15 protein-coding genes are annotated in these 13666 nt (G+C 64.0%); 8 read left to right on the top strand and 7 right to left on the bottom strand.

Annotated features, from left to right (window positions below; translation table 11 throughout):
- The first annotated feature begins 479 nt into the window (after window positions 1-479).
- The 6 genes from ABIB56_RS16925 (at window position 480) to ABIB56_RS16900 (ending at window position 8162) form a co-directional block, all read left to right on the top strand.
- Window positions 480-656 carry a hypothetical protein gene (locus tag ABIB56_RS16925; protein WP_354570394.1) on the top strand — a complete coding sequence of 59 codons (177 nt, stop codon included), beginning with the start codon at window positions 480-482 and terminating at the stop codon, window positions 654-656.
- A gap of 77 nt (window positions 657-733) precedes the next feature.
- Complete coding sequence (locus ABIB56_RS16920; protein ID WP_354570393.1) at window positions 734-1417, top strand: response regulator transcription factor; 684 nt, start codon at window positions 734-736, stop codon at window positions 1415-1417.
- A complete protein-coding gene (locus ABIB56_RS16915) occupies window positions 1414-2760 on the top strand; it encodes a HAMP domain-containing sensor histidine kinase (protein WP_354570392.1) in 1347 nt (448 codons plus the stop codon). The genes ABIB56_RS16920 and ABIB56_RS16915 overlap by 4 nt, the downstream gene beginning before the upstream one ends.
- 106 nt (window positions 2761-2866) lie before the next feature.
- A complete protein-coding gene (locus ABIB56_RS16910; RefSeq protein ID WP_354570391.1) occupies window positions 2867-3595 on the top strand; it encodes a hypothetical protein in 729 nt (242 codons plus the stop codon).
- 218 nt (window positions 3596-3813) lie between these two features.
- Window positions 3814-5046 carry an ROK family transcriptional regulator gene (locus tag ABIB56_RS16905; protein WP_354570390.1) on the top strand — a complete coding sequence of 411 codons (1233 nt, stop codon included), beginning with the start codon at window positions 3814-3816 and terminating at the stop codon, window positions 5044-5046.
- Window positions 5047-5147: 101 nt separating this feature from the next.
- Window positions 5148-8162, top strand: coding sequence for an alpha-mannosidase (locus tag ABIB56_RS16900; RefSeq protein WP_354570389.1), 3015 nt, complete (start codon window positions 5148-5150; stop codon window positions 8160-8162).
- A gap of 97 nt (window positions 8163-8259) precedes the next feature.
- Here ABIB56_RS16900 and mutM read toward each other — a convergent pair whose 3' ends face one another.
- From mutM to ABIB56_RS16880, 4 genes are read right to left on the bottom strand one after another with little or no spacing between them, the layout of a single operon-like run.
- The gene (mutM, locus tag ABIB56_RS16895; RefSeq protein WP_354570388.1) at window positions 8260-9264 is read right to left on the bottom strand and encodes a bifunctional DNA-formamidopyrimidine glycosylase/DNA-(apurinic or apyrimidinic site) lyase; all 1005 of its coding nucleotides are present in this window, start codon (window positions 9262-9264) and stop codon (window positions 8260-8262) included.
- Window positions 9265-9266: 2 nt separating this feature from the next.
- The gene (gene rnc, locus ABIB56_RS16890) at window positions 9267-9962 is read right to left on the bottom strand and encodes a ribonuclease III (RefSeq protein ID WP_354570387.1); all 696 of its coding nucleotides are present in this window, start codon (window positions 9960-9962) and stop codon (window positions 9267-9269) included.
- Window positions 9963-9991: 29 nt separating this feature from the next.
- Complete coding sequence (gene rpmF / locus ABIB56_RS16885) at window positions 9992-10195, bottom strand: 50S ribosomal protein L32 (RefSeq protein ID WP_185201195.1); 204 nt, start codon at window positions 10193-10195, stop codon at window positions 9992-9994.
- A gap of 2 nt (window positions 10196-10197) precedes the next feature.
- Window positions 10198-10731 (bottom strand): YceD family protein, encoded by a 534-nt coding sequence (locus ABIB56_RS16880; RefSeq protein ID WP_354570396.1) that lies wholly within the window; start codon window positions 10729-10731, stop codon window positions 10198-10200.
- Window positions 10732-10770: 39 nt separating this feature from the next.
- Here ABIB56_RS16880 and ABIB56_RS16875 point away from each other — a divergent pair, with 39 nt between their 5' ends.
- Together ABIB56_RS16875 and ABIB56_RS16870 are read left to right on the top strand one after the other, a co-directional pair.
- The gene (locus ABIB56_RS16875; RefSeq protein ID WP_354570386.1) at window positions 10771-11013 is read left to right on the top strand and encodes a YlcI/YnfO family protein; all 243 of its coding nucleotides are present in this window, start codon (window positions 10771-10773) and stop codon (window positions 11011-11013) included.
- Between the two features lie 5 nt (window positions 11014-11018).
- Window positions 11019-11258 (top strand): type II toxin-antitoxin system RelE family toxin, encoded by a 240-nt coding sequence (locus tag ABIB56_RS16870; RefSeq protein ID WP_354570385.1) that lies wholly within the window; start codon window positions 11019-11021, stop codon window positions 11256-11258.
- Between the two features lie 50 nt (window positions 11259-11308).
- Here ABIB56_RS16870 and ABIB56_RS16865 read toward each other — a convergent pair whose 3' ends face one another.
- From ABIB56_RS16865 to ABIB56_RS16855, 3 genes are all read right to left on the bottom strand, one after another.
- Entirely contained in the window at window positions 11309-11572 is a 264-nt protein-coding gene (locus ABIB56_RS16865; RefSeq protein WP_354570384.1) for a hypothetical protein, read from the bottom strand.
- A gap of 121 nt (window positions 11573-11693) precedes the next feature.
- Window positions 11694-12140, bottom strand: a complete 447-nt coding sequence (locus ABIB56_RS16860) for a hypothetical protein (protein WP_354570383.1) — start codon at window positions 12138-12140, stop codon at window positions 11694-11696.
- 416 nt (window positions 12141-12556) lie between these two features.
- Window positions 12557-13621 carry a LacI family DNA-binding transcriptional regulator gene (locus ABIB56_RS16855; protein WP_354570382.1) on the bottom strand — a complete coding sequence of 355 codons (1065 nt, stop codon included), beginning with the start codon at window positions 13619-13621 and terminating at the stop codon, window positions 12557-12559.
- Between the last annotated feature and the right edge of the window lie 45 nt (window positions 13622-13666).

Below are 13666 nucleotides of genomic sequence, written 5' to 3'. Positions count from 1 at the left end.
GTTGAGGTCTGTTTTCACACGCTGGGTTTAACACCCTCCGCCTCCGATTAACAGCGCCCACGCGGCATCCGCCTAATAGGACTCACTCATCTAGGTGCCCCGACCGGCTTCGGCTCCGTCCCCCCTCAGCAACAAGGAGGTGCAATTTCTGCTGCGTCGCGGTTTCGCTCTCGAACAGGTGGAGCGGGGAAGCCAGCTCGCGCTCCCCGTGAACCCGGAGAAACTCGCCCACCAGCTGAGCAATGCGGAAGCGAAAGCGGGTTCCAATTACTCGGTTCATCGCTGGCTCGATCGCACACCCGAACGATGGCGAGAAGACCTGGCCGTGCTCTGCACCCGCATGACCACCGATGCCCCGACCGGCCGTCTTGCGGGCTTCAGCGAACTCAGTCCCCCCCCCCCCCCCCCCCCAAACCGGGCGTCCGGCGACTCAGGAAGACACGATCGTTCTTAGGGAGCATCGTGGTCATGGGCTCGGGATGCTGCTCAAGATCGCGAACATCCTGCACCTCGAGGCGGTGCGTCCGCGGCATCCGTCGATCATCACCTTCAACGCGGAGGAGAACCGCCACATGCTCGACGTGAACGAAACCGTCGGATTCGCACCGATCGGCTACGAGGGCGCGTGGAAGAAGCTGGTCGCCCCGGATCGCTGAATCACCGCATTGTTCGAGGACGGTAAGGGCCTGCCTGCACCGCCCTATCCCACGGGCGGATGCGGTTGAATGACTTCATGCCGGAAGGTCGTGGCCTCGTACTCATCGTCGAAGACGAGCGCGCCATCGCGGACCTGGAGCGACTGTATCTGAGCGATGCCGGCTTCGGGGTGCACATCGAGCGCGATGGACAGTCAGGGCTCGCCGCCGCCCGAAAGCTGCATCCGATGGCAATCGTCCTCGACGTCGGCCTGCCGCTGATGGACGGCATAGAGGTCTGCCGGGCGCTTCGTGAAAGCGGCGACTGGACTCCGGTGATCTTCGTGACGGCCAGGGACGACGAAGTGGACCGAATCATCGGGCTCGAACTGGGCGCGGACGACTATCTGACCAAACCGTTTTCGCCGCGCGAACTGGTCGTGCGGCTCAAGAACGTGCTGCGACGTCACGACGGGCAGGCGATTTCTCCCGTCCTGACCCTTGGTCGACTCGTTCTCTATCCGGAGCGGCGGCGACTGGAGGTCGACGGCGCACCGGTTTCGCTCACACCGACCGAGTTCAACCTTCTGAGCAAGCTGATGAGCGCGCCCGACCGGGTATTCACGCGTGAGATGCTGCTGTCCAGCGTCTGGGGGCAGGTCGACTACGCAGGAGGTCGCACGGTCGACGTCCACGTCGCCCAACTGCGGGCGAAATTGGCTGATGCAAGTCCAATCGTGACTTTTCGCGGCACGGGATATGCCGTGACTGTGCCCCAATGACCGGCTGGTTTCGGTCGCTGCACGGCCGTATTACCCTGGTGACGGTCGCCGTCGCGGTGCTCGCGGTGCTCGTCACCGGTGCCGTTTCCGTACAACTCGTGCGCCAGGCGAGCGTCGAACGGGCTCGCGCGCAGCTGTCGGCCCAGGTCCAATTGCTCAGCAGCCTTCCGGGCCCCCTGACGCTGCCAGATCTCCGAGAACGGGTGCGACTCGCTGGCGCTCACGCCATGGTGGGGCTGATCTCGAGCAGCGGAAAAGCCACCGGGGTGGCCTCTCGCTACCTGAGCGCGGCCAACGTGCAATCGCTCACGACCGCGGGCTCGCTGTCTCTCACCAAGCGCGCAAACCGGGACAGCGTGCTCGTCGAAGCGCGAAAGACCAAGCGAGGAGTGGGGGTGGTGCTCGCGCGACCCCTCTCGGCTGTCAACGACGAGTCGAGCGTCTCCATCTCCAGGATCGCGCTGGCCCTCCTGATCGGCACGGTCGTGGCCATCCTGGCAGGTGCACTCCTCTCCCGCTGGCTATCGCGACCGCTGGTGACCACCGCGGGCATCGCGCGGCGCATGGCGTCAGGTGAGCGTGGGCTTCGCATCGCGCCCCACAGTCCAAGCGAAGTCGCCGATGTGGCCGACGCGCTCGCGTCGCTCGATGTCGCCCTGGCCACAAGCGAGAGTCGGCAACGAGATTTTCTACTCGCCATCTCCCACGAACTCCGAACCCCGCTCACGGCCGTCCGCGGCTACGCGGAAGCTCTTGCCGACGGACTAGTCGTGAACGACGATCTGCCCTCCGTCGGCAGAACCCTCGTCGCGGAGACCGAGCGTCTGGACCAGTTCGTGGCCGACCTGCTTGAACTCGCGCGCCTCGAGGCTGACGACTTCTCGATCAACCGCGAAGAGGTCGATCTCACCCGGCTCCTGTCGGAGGCGAGGAACGCCTGGCTCGCACGAAGCGACAAGCTGGGCGTGACAATCGACGTCCAGACCGACGGTGGAGGGCTCACAACGGACCCACGCCGCCTTCGGCAGATCATCGACGGACTGATCGAGAACGCCCTGCGCATCGCGCCAGAGGGCACCGTTATTCAGCTGCTCGCTCACGTCGACGGCGCGACCTCCACGATCGCTGTTCGGGATTCGGGGCCCGGACTCAACCAGGGCGACATGGCGGTCGCCTTCGAACGCGGGGCGCTACGGGACCGATACCGCGACCTCCGCCCGGTCGGGACTGGGCTCGGACTCTCGATCGCCTCCCGACTCGTCGCGCGACTCGGAGGCACGATAGAGATGTCGCGCGCGCCGTCTGGAGGAACCATCATCACCGTGGCGCTCACGTCCGGCTGACCCCGTACACGTCCCGAACATTGCACCAACGACCCCCGTACATCGCGGCGACAGAGTTGACCGGGTCCGGGATCACCGGCAATCACTACGATCGGAACCCATCACCATGAAACGAAGCATCCGCCTCACCCTCATCGTGGCCACCGCCTGCACCGCCCTCGGCGTTGCCGCGGCCGCGCCAGCCTTCGCAGCCTCGACCCCCGCGCCATCCCCGACGAAGAGCTCGACGTCCCCGCGATCGCTCGCCGACATTCAGGCCGCCGGCGCCTCGAAGACCAGCCAGCGGATCGCCTCGCTGCATACGACAATTGGTAAGGCAACGGCGAATGCAGGCCTCACCGCATCCGACAGGTCGACGATCCTGAAGACCCTGAATTCCGACCTCACCGGCATGACGACGGTCGCCACGAAGATCGCCGCCGACACCACGAGTGCGCAGGCCGCAGCGGACTACAAGACCATCTTCAGCACCTATCGCGTCTACGCGGTCGGCCTTCCCCAGGCACGGTTCGCCGCAGCGGCCGACAGCATGACCACCACCCTGCCGAAGCTCGGCGCCACGGAGAAGCGGCTCTCCGCGCTTCTCGCGGGCAAGGACGCCTCCAAGTCCACCGCCGCGCTCCAAGCGGATCTGAGTGACATGACGGCACAGATCGCGAAGGCCGCCAGCGCCAGCTCAGGGGTCGCCGCCTCGGTGCTCGCTGTCACGCCAGCACAGTACGACTCGAACCACGCGGTGCTCTCAGCCGCCAAGCAGTCCGTGCTGACGGCCCGTGCGGCCGTCAAGCAGGCCCACGCCGATGCTCTCGCCGTCAGGTCGGCGCTGAAGAAGTAGCCTCCGGCGTGTCGTCGGCGGGTGTGGAAGGCACGTTGCGCAAACAACCGGGCATCCGTCGATCCTCACCTTCAACGTGGAGGAGAACCGCCACATGCTCGATGTCAATGAGGCTGTCGGCTTCGCACCAGTCGGCTACGAGGGCGCGTGGAAGAGGGTCCTAGCCACGCGAGCGATAGTCTGACGACGAAGTGCGTCAGGCGTAGACGGAGGTTGTGATGCGGGCAGGGACGAACCTTCCCGCTATCGGAGGCTACAACCAGGTGGTGATCCTGGATGTGATCCGACGTGCCACGGACGGCATCAGCCGGGTCGAGGTCGCCGAGCGCACAGGGTTATCAGCCCAGACCGCGACGAACGTGTGCCGGCGGTTACTGCTGGACGGCCTGATCCACGAAACGGGCACGCGCAGTGGCGGTGTCGGCAAACCGCGACGGATCCTGGAGTTGAAGGCTGACGGACGGTTCGCCATCGGCATCCACCTCGACCCGTCGGTTCTCACCGTGGTTCTGCTCGACCTCTCGGGCGCCGTCGTCTCCCACAAAAGCTTCCCCACCCTGGCCGACACGAGCGTCGACGAGATCGTCGATCGCATCGCCTCGGCGATCGACGAGATCGTCGCGGCGTCGGCGATCGACCCCGGCCGTATCCTCGGAGCGGGTGTCGCAGCCCCCGGCCCGATCGATCTCGCCAGTGGAATCGTTCTCAACCCGCCCCTTCTGGTCGGGTGGGATCGCGTTCCGGTGCGCGAGATGCTCTCCACCCGGCTGAAGATGCCTGTGTTGCTGGAAAAAGATGTGACCGCGGCCGCCGTGGCGGAATCCTGGACCGGCACGAAAGGGAACAACTTCGCCTTCTTCTACTACGGCACCGGCGTCGGCGCAGGATTCTCGCTCCAGAACGACGTACTGCGAGGCTCGAGCGGCAACGCGGGTGAGGTGGGCAACCTGGTGGTGGGAGGCGGAGGACCATCGCATCCCGTGCCGGGACGATGGCGACTGGGTGATGCGGTGCTCCCCAGGAACGTCGTCGGCCGCGCACTCGCCGGAGGAGTTGTTCAGGCATCCGGGGATTGGCTGGACAGCGCAGAGGTGCAGCGCGCCTTCGACGACTTCGCCGCACGAGCGAGAGAGGGTGACCCCACGGCGCTCGTCATCGTCGACGAGATCGCCTCGGATATCGCCGAGGGTCTCGTCTCCATCATCGACGTGCTCGATGTCGACAGAATCGTGTTCGGCGGACCATTCTGGTATCCACTGGCACCGCTTTTGCTCGAACGGGTGCCCGCGCTCGTCTCTCGGTCGCGGTTCCTGGTGCCGCCGCATCCGATCAGCTTCGAGGAGGCGACTGTCGGCCAGGATGTTGCAGCGACCGGGGCTGCCTGCCTGGTGCTCGATCACGCTCTCACACCGCGTCCCTCGACCCTGCTGATCTCCCACAGCGACGACTGACGACCAGGCTCACAGGCTTGCATCCGCATTACTAAAAACCCTAGAGTAATAGCGTACACGGGACGCGCCACGTCTCGTCAGACTCGGAGCAAGGGAGCACGATGCACGACAATTCCCCACAGGTCCGCGCGCGAATCGCACGCTTTGTCAGCGAGCGGATCGAACCGGCGGTTTACCGGGACCGGCATCCACTGACCATCGAAGCATGGGAGGTTCCTGGCGAGCCTGTGCCGTTCCGTGAGGCGCTTGTGCAGGCGTACGCGCCATTCTCGGTCGGGCAGACCTGGGGGAAGCCGTGGGGAACCACCTGGTTCCACGTCACCGGTCACGCACCGGCTGACTGGGATACGACCGGCACCCGACTCGAGCTACTCATCGACCTCGGCTTCACCGCCGGCCAGTCCGGGTTCCAGGCTGAGGGGCTGGTCTATCGACCCGATGGCAGCGTGATCAAGGCGATCGAGCCGTTCAACGCCTACGTGCCTATCGATCCCGACGGCTCCGTGGATGTCTACGTCGAAGCGGCATCGAACCCGGATGTCGCCGAGGGCGGGTTCACGCGCCCCACCCGCATGGGAGACACCCTCACCTCCGGCACCGACCCGATCTATTCGCTGCGACACATCGACATCGCACTGCTCGACGAGCAGGTGTGGCAGCTGGACCGCGAGTTCGTCGCGCTGCGCGGCCTCATGGTCGAGCTTCCCCATCGCACGACGAGGCCTGCCGAAATCGAGCGCGCCCTCGAGCGCGCCATCGACGCCATGGACCCGCACGACATCTCAGGGACCGCCGCGGTGGGACGCGCCGAGATCGCCGAGGTTCTCGCGAAGCCAGCATCCGCGAGCGCGCACCGCATCACGGCGATCGGCCATGCGCACATCGACTCCGCCTGGCTGTGGCCGGTGCGGGAGACGATCCGCAAGTGCGCACGAACCTTCTCCAACGTGCTGCAGCTGATGGACATCGATCCTGACTTCAAGTTCGCCTGCTCCTCCGCGCAGCAGTACGCCTGGATCAAAGAGTTCTACCCTGAGCTGTTCGAACGCATCCGCGTGCGCGTCGCCGAGGGCAGATTCATCCCTGTCGGCGGTATGTGGGTGGAGTCCGACACCAACCTGATCTCCGGCGAATCAATGGCACGACAGTTCGTCGCCGGTAAGGGATTCTTCCAGCGTGAGTTCGGAGTCGAACCGAAGGAGGTCTGGTTGCCCGACTCCTTCGGCTACTCCGGCGCGCTGCCGCAGATCGTCACCGCGGCAGGATCGCAGCATTTCCTGACGCAGAAGATCTCCTGGAACGAGACCAACAGCTTCCCGCACAGCACCTTCCTCTGGGAGGGCATCGACGGCACTCGCGTGCTCACGCACTTCCCTCCGGTGAACACCTATAACTCCGACCTCTCAGCCAAAGAACTCGCGCTGTCGGAACACAACTACGCCGACAAAGGCGACGCCAACTCGTCGCTCGTTCCATTCGGCTACGGCGACGGCGGAGGCGGACCGACCCGCGAGATGCTCGCAGCAGCGAAACTGACCCGATCGCTCGAAGGCTCCCCCACGGTGGAGATCGAGTCGCCACAACAGTTCTTCGAGCGTGCCGGAGCCGAATACGCCAAGCCCCCGGTTTGGACCGGCGAGCTCTACCTCGAGTTCCATCGCGGAACCTACACGTCTCAGGCGCGCACCAAACGCGGCAACCGCCGTAGCGAGAGCCTCCTGCGGGAGGCTGAGCTCTGGGCGACCACCGCCGCGGTCCGCGCGAATGCCGACTACCCATCCGCGCAGCTCGAGGCGCTGTGGCACACGGTGCTGCTGCAGCAGTTCCACGACATCCTGCCCGGTACCTCCATCGCCTGGGTCTACCGGGTCGCGGAGGCGGAGTACGCACGTGTCGCTGACGAACTCGAAACGATCATCTCCGCCGCGATCGGGGCACTGGGCACCGCTGCTGGAGAGCAAGCGAGCTTCAACGCCGGGCCGTTCGAGATCGACGGCATCGCCCCGCTCGCATCCGGTGTGGCAACGCAGGCCGGCAGCGTTCGGCTGGAACGCCGGGGCGACGGCTTCGCTCTGATCAGCGACCGCGCGCGTTTCGAGCTGGATGGCACCGGACGCATCCGCTCGGCGGTAGACCTGCTGACCGGGCGTGAAGCAGTCGCGCCCGGCGAGAGCGCGGCCGAACTCCAGCTGTTCAGGGATACCCCCACCCAGTGGGAGGCGTGGGACATCGACGTGCACTACCAGAGGCACGGCGAGGTGATCAGCGCTGTCGATGCTGTCTCCGTCGTCGCGGATGGCACGGACCGTGTCACCGTACGCTTCGAGCGCTCCTTCAACTCCTCCAGCCTCAGCCAGGAGTTCTCGCTCTCCGCCGGAAGCGCGAGCCTCGAAATCGCGACCCAGGTCGACTGGCACGAACGCCAGAAGCTGCTCAAGCTGGCCTTCCCGCTCGACGTGCGCGCAGAACGTGCGGCGTCCGAGGTGCAGTACGGCCACATCTATCGCGCGACCCACGAGAACACATCGTGGGATTCCGCACGCTTCGAGACGAGCGCCCACCGTTGGATGCACGTGAGCGAGCCCGGATTCGGCGTCGCGATCGCCAATGATTCCACCTACGGCCACGACGTGACGCGTCATCCGCGCAACGGCGGCGGATCTGTCACTATGCTCCGTCAGTCGCTGCTGCGCGCCCCGCTCTTTCCCGATCCCGATGCGGACCAGGGCGAGCACCGGTTCCGCGCCTCGTTCACCGTTGGTGCAGAGATCTCCGACGCGGTGCGCGAAGGCTATCGACTCAACGTCCCGCTCCGCAGCGGGCCCGGCGGCGCTATCGCTCCGCTTCTGACAGTGGACAACCCCGGCGTCGTCGTCGAGGCGATCAAGCTCGCCGAAGACGGCTCAGGAGATGTCGTGGTGAGGCTGTACGAATCTCTCGGCACGCGCGAGAAGGCCAGGGTCAGCTTCAATTTTTCCGTGGCCGCGATCGTGGAGACCGATCTGCTCGAACGAGAGCAGTCGGACCCGGCTGGCCTGACGAGTTCCGGAGAGAACGTCGCCGAACTCACGCTCCGTCCGTTCCAACTCGTGACGCTGCGCATCAGCCGGGCGTAGTTTTCGCTCGCTGAACCTCCGGTCGCTGAGCCTGTTCGCTCGCTGAGCCTGTCGCCCGCTGAGCCTGCCGCCCGCTGAGCCTGCCAAAGCGACAGGTTCAGCGAGCTGTGGCGGAACGGATGCGCTGGCAGAAGGCGCAGAAGTGCGAGCCGCGGTTCATGAACGATTCGCGGATGATCGGTCGGCCGCAGCGAGGGCACGGCTTGTCCTGCTGGCCGTAGGCGTTCAACGAGTGCGAGAAGTATCCGGAAGCACCGTTGACGTTCACGTACTGCGCGTCGAAACTCGTGCCGCCCTCGGCAAGCGCTTTGGCCAGCACCAACCTCACCTCGGTGAGCAGCGTCCTGGCTCGCGCACGGCTGAGCGTGTCCGTTGGCTGGTCGTAGTGGATGCGGGCGGCCCAGAGCGACTCGTCGGCGTAGATGTTGCCGATGCCGCTCACCAGCCCCTGGTCGAGCATGGCCCGCTTGATGCCGGTCTTACGCTTGCGCAGGTCGGCGAGAAAACGGTCGTCGTCGAAGGCCGGATCGAGCGGGTCCCTGGCGATGTGGGCAACCTGGGCCGGCACGAGAGCGGCGGGATGACCGAAACCGCCTGCCGCGCCGTCGGGGGTGGGGACGAGATCGTTGATGGCCATGGATCCGAAGATGCGCTGGTCGACGAAAGCGACGCGCAACTCACCGTGAGTGGGATGAACCAGGTCGAGACGGATACGCAGCAGCGCGTCATCCGGCTGCTGCATATCGCGCAGCAACACCTGGCCACTCATGCCGAGGTGCACCACGAGTGCCTCCTCCGAAAACGCAGGAGATTCGGCGGAACCGGCGCCAGAACGTACCGATTCGACCGGTTGGGCCACGATCTCCTGCATTTTCGGTACAGACGGCGCAGGCGGTGCAGAGAGTGGCAGCCAGAGGAACTTGCCGCGACGGACAGCCCCGAGGATGCCGCGCCCCTCGAGCCGCTCCACGAAATCCTCGCTCGGGCCGACGTGACGTCTCAGAGAGCGTTCGTCGTATACGGCGACGGACCGGATGACCGCTCCGGTCACCGCCGGTTCGAGACCCGCGCGTACGACCTCGACTTCCGGAAGCTCCGGCACTGTTAGGCGCGCTGGGAGAGGATGGTCCACGCCTCGAGCGCGGCGGCCATCTCGGCCTGCTTCTTGCTCGTGCCGTCGCCTTCGGCGATGTTCGCCCCCGCCAGCGACACCGTGGCGTGGAAGCGCTTCGAATGATCGGGACCGCTGTCGGTCACCGCGTAGTGCGGAAGGCCACGGCCGAGCCGTGCGGAGAGCTCCTGCAGGCTGGTCTTCGGGTCCATCGACGCGCCGAAACGTTCCGGATCGGTGAGCAGAGGGCCGATCAGGCGCAGCACCAGGCCGGTTGCGGCCTCTCCCCCGGCATCGAGGTAGGTGGCGCCGATGACGGCTTCCACCGTGTCCGCGAGGATCGACGACTTGTCGCGACCCCCGGTGAGTTCTTCGCCACGACCGAGACGGATGTGCTTGCCGAGCCCGATCGCGCGCCCCACCTCGGCGAGAGCCGCTGAGCTGACCAGGCTGGCACGCCGCTTGGCGAGGTCGCCCTCGTCCAGATCGGGGTTGTCGCGATACAGCATGACCGTCACGGCCTGTCCGAGAATCGAGTCGCCGAGAAACTCGAGGCGCTCGTTGTGAGCGACGCCACCGTGCTCGTAAGCATATGAGCGGTGCGTGAGGGCGAGTTCGAGTAGTTCCGGGCTGACATCTACCGCCAGGAACTGCTCGAACTCGCCTCGCGTGGCACTAGGGCCAGGCATTATTCGACCTGTGTATGACCGCAGACGAATTAAACGTCGGCGACCTTGCGGCCCTTGTACTCCATGTACAGGGGGGCGCCGGTGGAGTCTTCCACGACCTTCGCGCGGTGCGGAAGGCTGTAGGTGACCTTGCCGCCTTCGACGGTCTTCACCAGGGTGGGAGGCGTGGCCTTCCACTGGGCGCGACGCGCACGGGTGCTGGCGCGGGACATTTTGCGCTTCGGTACTGCCATGGCTATCTCTTCTCTCTATCGACGCCGCTGGCGGCATCGGTAACATCTGGGGTGTCTGTCAGGCCTTCGAGTCCGGCCAGATCTCCGAGCGCCGCCCACCGCGGATCGATGGGAGCTTCGTGCTCGTGACCCGGGTTGTCGAGGAGCCGCACCCCACATTCGGGACACAGGCCGAGGCAATCTTCTTGACAGACCGGTTGGAACGGCAGTGAAAGCACCACCGCATCCCTGATTACGGGTTCGAGGTCAATGGTGTCCTCGTGAACCTCGTATTCAAAAGCTTCGTCAGAAGAATACGCGAAAAGCTCCTGAAATTCGACCTGAACGGCCTGTTCGATGTCGATGAGGCATCGACCGCACTCGCCGGCGGCCGTTCCATCGACTTCTGCGCTAACCAAAATACCGTCGTGAAGGGACTCCATCCGAAGGTCGATCTGCAGTGCGCTACCGGTTTTCACACCGATCATCGCGTTGCCGAACTCTTCGGGAACGGTCACGTCGAGTGTGCGCTCGCGCATTTCACCTGGACGGTGCATGAGGTCGCGCACATCGACCGTGTAAGGGGTTTTGATCACGTGAGGCACCAGAAGAGTTTAGCCGCGATCCGACCGACACTGTCTGGGAGGGCGTGCGCCCTGCGCGAAAAGTCGGCGGTCGATGCACGCACTGGCCGGTCGAAAACGTTCTACGCGACCGAAGCATTGACACCGTACCTGGACGAGAACGAAGACTATCTCCTGGCAAAAGATGCTCTGGAGGACTTCACTCAGTCCGACGACGATGCGATAGAGCTTGCTGACGGGTTCTGGCCCGCGTGACCTGCATGATCAGATTCACGCAGAAGGCAGCGAAACGGGTCAGAAAGCTTGAGCCGATCGCCGCGAGACGGATCCGCAGTTTTCTTGAGCAAAAACTTGCCCAGCTCGATAATCCGCGACTTCTCGGCAAGAAGCTTGTGAACGAGGAATTCTGGCGTTATCGGGTTGGCGACTACCGGATCCTCACAAATCTCGACAACGACCAGATTCTCATCCTTATCGTCGAGGTCGCGCGACGTCGCTGACCTGCTCGGCCGGCGATGGTCTGGCCTGGGGCGGCTTTCGAAGTCGATGGTTAGTACGGCGGAGAGTGTCCGGCGACCTTGTGGTAGGCGCGAATCCAGCGATGGCGTGCCACCGCCATCACAATCAGCGGCGCCCCTAGGCCGCCGAACATTACGAAGAGGAGAAGCCCGACGGCGAGGGGCGCATCCGGCGTGGCGAGAATCATCCCAAGGAAGAGCATTCCGGCAATTAGGAGGAATGATCCGAATACTGCTTCACTCGCTGGGCTTCTCAGAGTGATCTTGTACCGTCCGCGCGGCCGTGTCTTACTCATCCACGGAAATGGCTCGGCCGGGAGCTTCGCATCCGATCGTTGGTTTGTCTTTTCACTCACTGATCGTGCCGATTTCCGATGTGCAGTGTCGGGTAGGGTGTTCGATCCCGGTCGAGACTACTCACCGGATGAGTCCCTTCCGCGTCCAACCAGTGGTGTCTAGGAGGCCACGAAGGGGAGCTTTCAGCTCTTCTTGCTTGTATTTGTGGGCAGGTTTCGCTTGCCCGGTCCGCTTCTTACGGTCGGCTCGTTGGATCAGCCCGAGAATCAGGGTAAAAACATTGCCGCTGTAGTTGCGGCTATACCCGCTGTAGGCACGAATCTGGCCGTTGTTGTAGCCGGCATCTTGTTCGACACACCGAAACGCGCGGTTCTCGGGCGTCAGAGTGACGATGTAGCGGAAGTTTGCGGAGGCACCCCCATCGCTCAGACTTGTTGCAAGATTCGTATTGTCGAAGTTCCAGCGGCCAGTGATTGTGTCCCCGTCCACCGTATAGACGAAGGGCGCGGTAGGGCTGTTCAGCGAAAGAACCCCGGTGCGGACATCGGGTGCGGATGCATCGGTCATGACACTCTCCCTGATGACGGTGCCGCCATGCCGTTATACAAATCCCAGGCGCACGCATGCACAGAGCACCAACATCCACAGCACCGAGCGCGGGGCCGACTTCCGTGGCCATACCCTACGTGTCACTCTCATTGCTTGACACCTCCTGCAATGGATTGATCTCTCACGCTTCCTCGGGGTGCGAAGATATCAGCGATAGTAATCGCCGACCCGCACTGAAACCAGCCCCACCTCACCGATTGTCAACCTCAGAGACGCGTTGCTCCATCACGGTGCTTGGCGTGCTGCCGGGTGCATCGTTGAGCGGTACGGATACGGAAGCGGTAGCTTCCTCTTTCGGGCTGGTATCGGCCGCTTCACCGGCGGGCTTGGTGCCTTCGATAATGAACTTCGTAGCGTTGTCCTGGCTCTGAGACTCACGCCCTCGGGCGATGCGCGTCTTCGCGATCCGCTCGCTGAGTCCCCGGTGCACAGCCACACGACGCCCGGATTTCGAGTGCAGGCGACTGTGGCCTGAGGTCGGTGTCGAATGGCTGAAGGAGAAGGTGTCCGGCCGTGCGACCGATACTGCCCGGGTAGACGGAAACCGTGGTGAGCCCGGGTGTGGTCATCGACGATTGTGCAATTCCGTCGATTCCGACAATTGCGGTGTCCGCCGGGGTTATTCCTGCCTCATTGAATGCTTTGAGGAGTCCGATTGCGATCGAATCGCTGTGACAGATGATGGCGTCGGGGAGGGCGCATCGGGATATTAGGGCGGATGCGAATTCGTATGCCGAGTCCGCGTTCGGATGGGTCGGTGCGCTCCAGTCGACTGCTTCTGTCACGCCCGCTTTCTCGAGCGCCCATTCGAATCGTGATTTGCGAGCGATCCTCGGGGCGGCTGATGCGAGGCCTCCGAAGTATGCGAAAGTGCCCACATTGTGTGCTTCCATGAGGTGCGCGAAGGCGATATCGACGACTTGATCGTCATCGATCCCGACGTAGGGGTATTCGCTGTTCTCGACCGGTCGGTTCATCAGGACGACCGGAATGGGCGCCGTGGCGAGGATTGCTAGATCCATTCTTGTTGTGCCGATCGCCGGAATCAGCACGATTCCTGCCGCACGCTCTTCAGCCAGAGATTGCAGGACCTCCGTTTGCGTGCTCAAGCTGTCCTGGGTGTTCGCCAAGATCACGAACTGGGAGTTTTCGCTGACAATTTCTTGAAGCCTGAGAGCGGACTCTGCAACGAATGGGTTGGCGATGTCGGGAACGACGAATCCGACCAGGTGCCGGCGTTGAGTTCGCAGGTTCGCGGCGGACCTGTTGTACACATAGCCGAGGCGTAGCGCCTCCTGCTGCACCCGGGCACGAGTCGCAATCGAGACAACCGGGTCGTCCCGCAGCGCAAGCGAGATCGTTGACACCGAGACACCCAGCGAGTTGGCGACGTCTTGCATTGTCCGGGCGGGAATCCCGACGTCGTGAGTATCGGTCACGAGTTCATCCTTCCATGTGATTGGCACACCACCCGACCGGGCTCT

It is taken from the genome of Glaciihabitans sp. UYNi722 (assembly GCF_040549465.1).
Classification (GTDB): Bacteria; Actinomycetota; Actinomycetes; order Actinomycetales; family Microbacteriaceae; genus Lacisediminihabitans.
The sequence above is the reverse complement of the archived record's forward strand: the minus strand, read 5'-3'. Positions and strand labels throughout refer to the sequence as shown.

Excerpts from the sequence above, each read along its gene's own strand:
- ABIB56_RS16925 (WP_354570394.1), top strand. The coding sequence starts at position 480 with ATGCTGCTCAAGATCGCGAACATCCTGCACCTCGAGGCGGTGCGTCCG.
- ABIB56_RS16920 (WP_354570393.1), top strand. The coding sequence starts at position 734 with ATGCCGGAAGGTCGTGGCCTCGTACTCATCGTCGAAGACGAGCGCGCC.
- ABIB56_RS16915 (WP_354570392.1), top strand. The coding sequence starts at position 1,414 with ATGACCGGCTGGTTTCGGTCGCTGCACGGCCGTATTACCCTGGTGACG.
- ABIB56_RS16910 (WP_354570391.1), top strand. The coding sequence starts at position 2,867 with ATGAAACGAAGCATCCGCCTCACCCTCATCGTGGCCACCGCCTGCACC.
- ABIB56_RS16905 (WP_354570390.1), top strand. The coding sequence starts at position 3,814 with ATGCGGGCAGGGACGAACCTTCCCGCTATCGGAGGCTACAACCAGGTG.
- ABIB56_RS16900 (WP_354570389.1), top strand. The coding sequence starts at position 5,148 with ATGCACGACAATTCCCCACAGGTCCGCGCGCGAATCGCACGCTTTGTC.
- rnc (WP_354570387.1), bottom strand. The coding sequence starts at position 9,962 with ATGCCTGGCCCTAGTGCCACGCGAGGCGAGTTCGAGCAGTTCCTGGCG.
- rpmF (WP_185201195.1), bottom strand. The coding sequence starts at position 10,195 with ATGGCAGTACCGAAGCGCAAAATGTCCCGCGCCAGCACCCGTGCGCGT.
- ABIB56_RS16880 (WP_354570396.1), bottom strand. The coding sequence starts at position 10,731 with ATGCACCGTCCAGGTGAAATGCGCGAGCGCACACTCGACGTGACCGTT.
- ABIB56_RS16870 (WP_354570385.1), top strand. The coding sequence starts at position 11,019 with ATGATCAGATTCACGCAGAAGGCAGCGAAACGGGTCAGAAAGCTTGAG.
- ABIB56_RS16865 (WP_354570384.1), bottom strand. The coding sequence starts at position 11,572 with ATGAGTAAGACACGGCCGCGCGGACGGTACAAGATCACTCTGAGAAGC.
- ABIB56_RS16860 (WP_354570383.1), bottom strand. The coding sequence starts at position 12,140 with ATGACCGATGCATCCGCACCCGATGTCCGCACCGGGGTTCTTTCGCTG.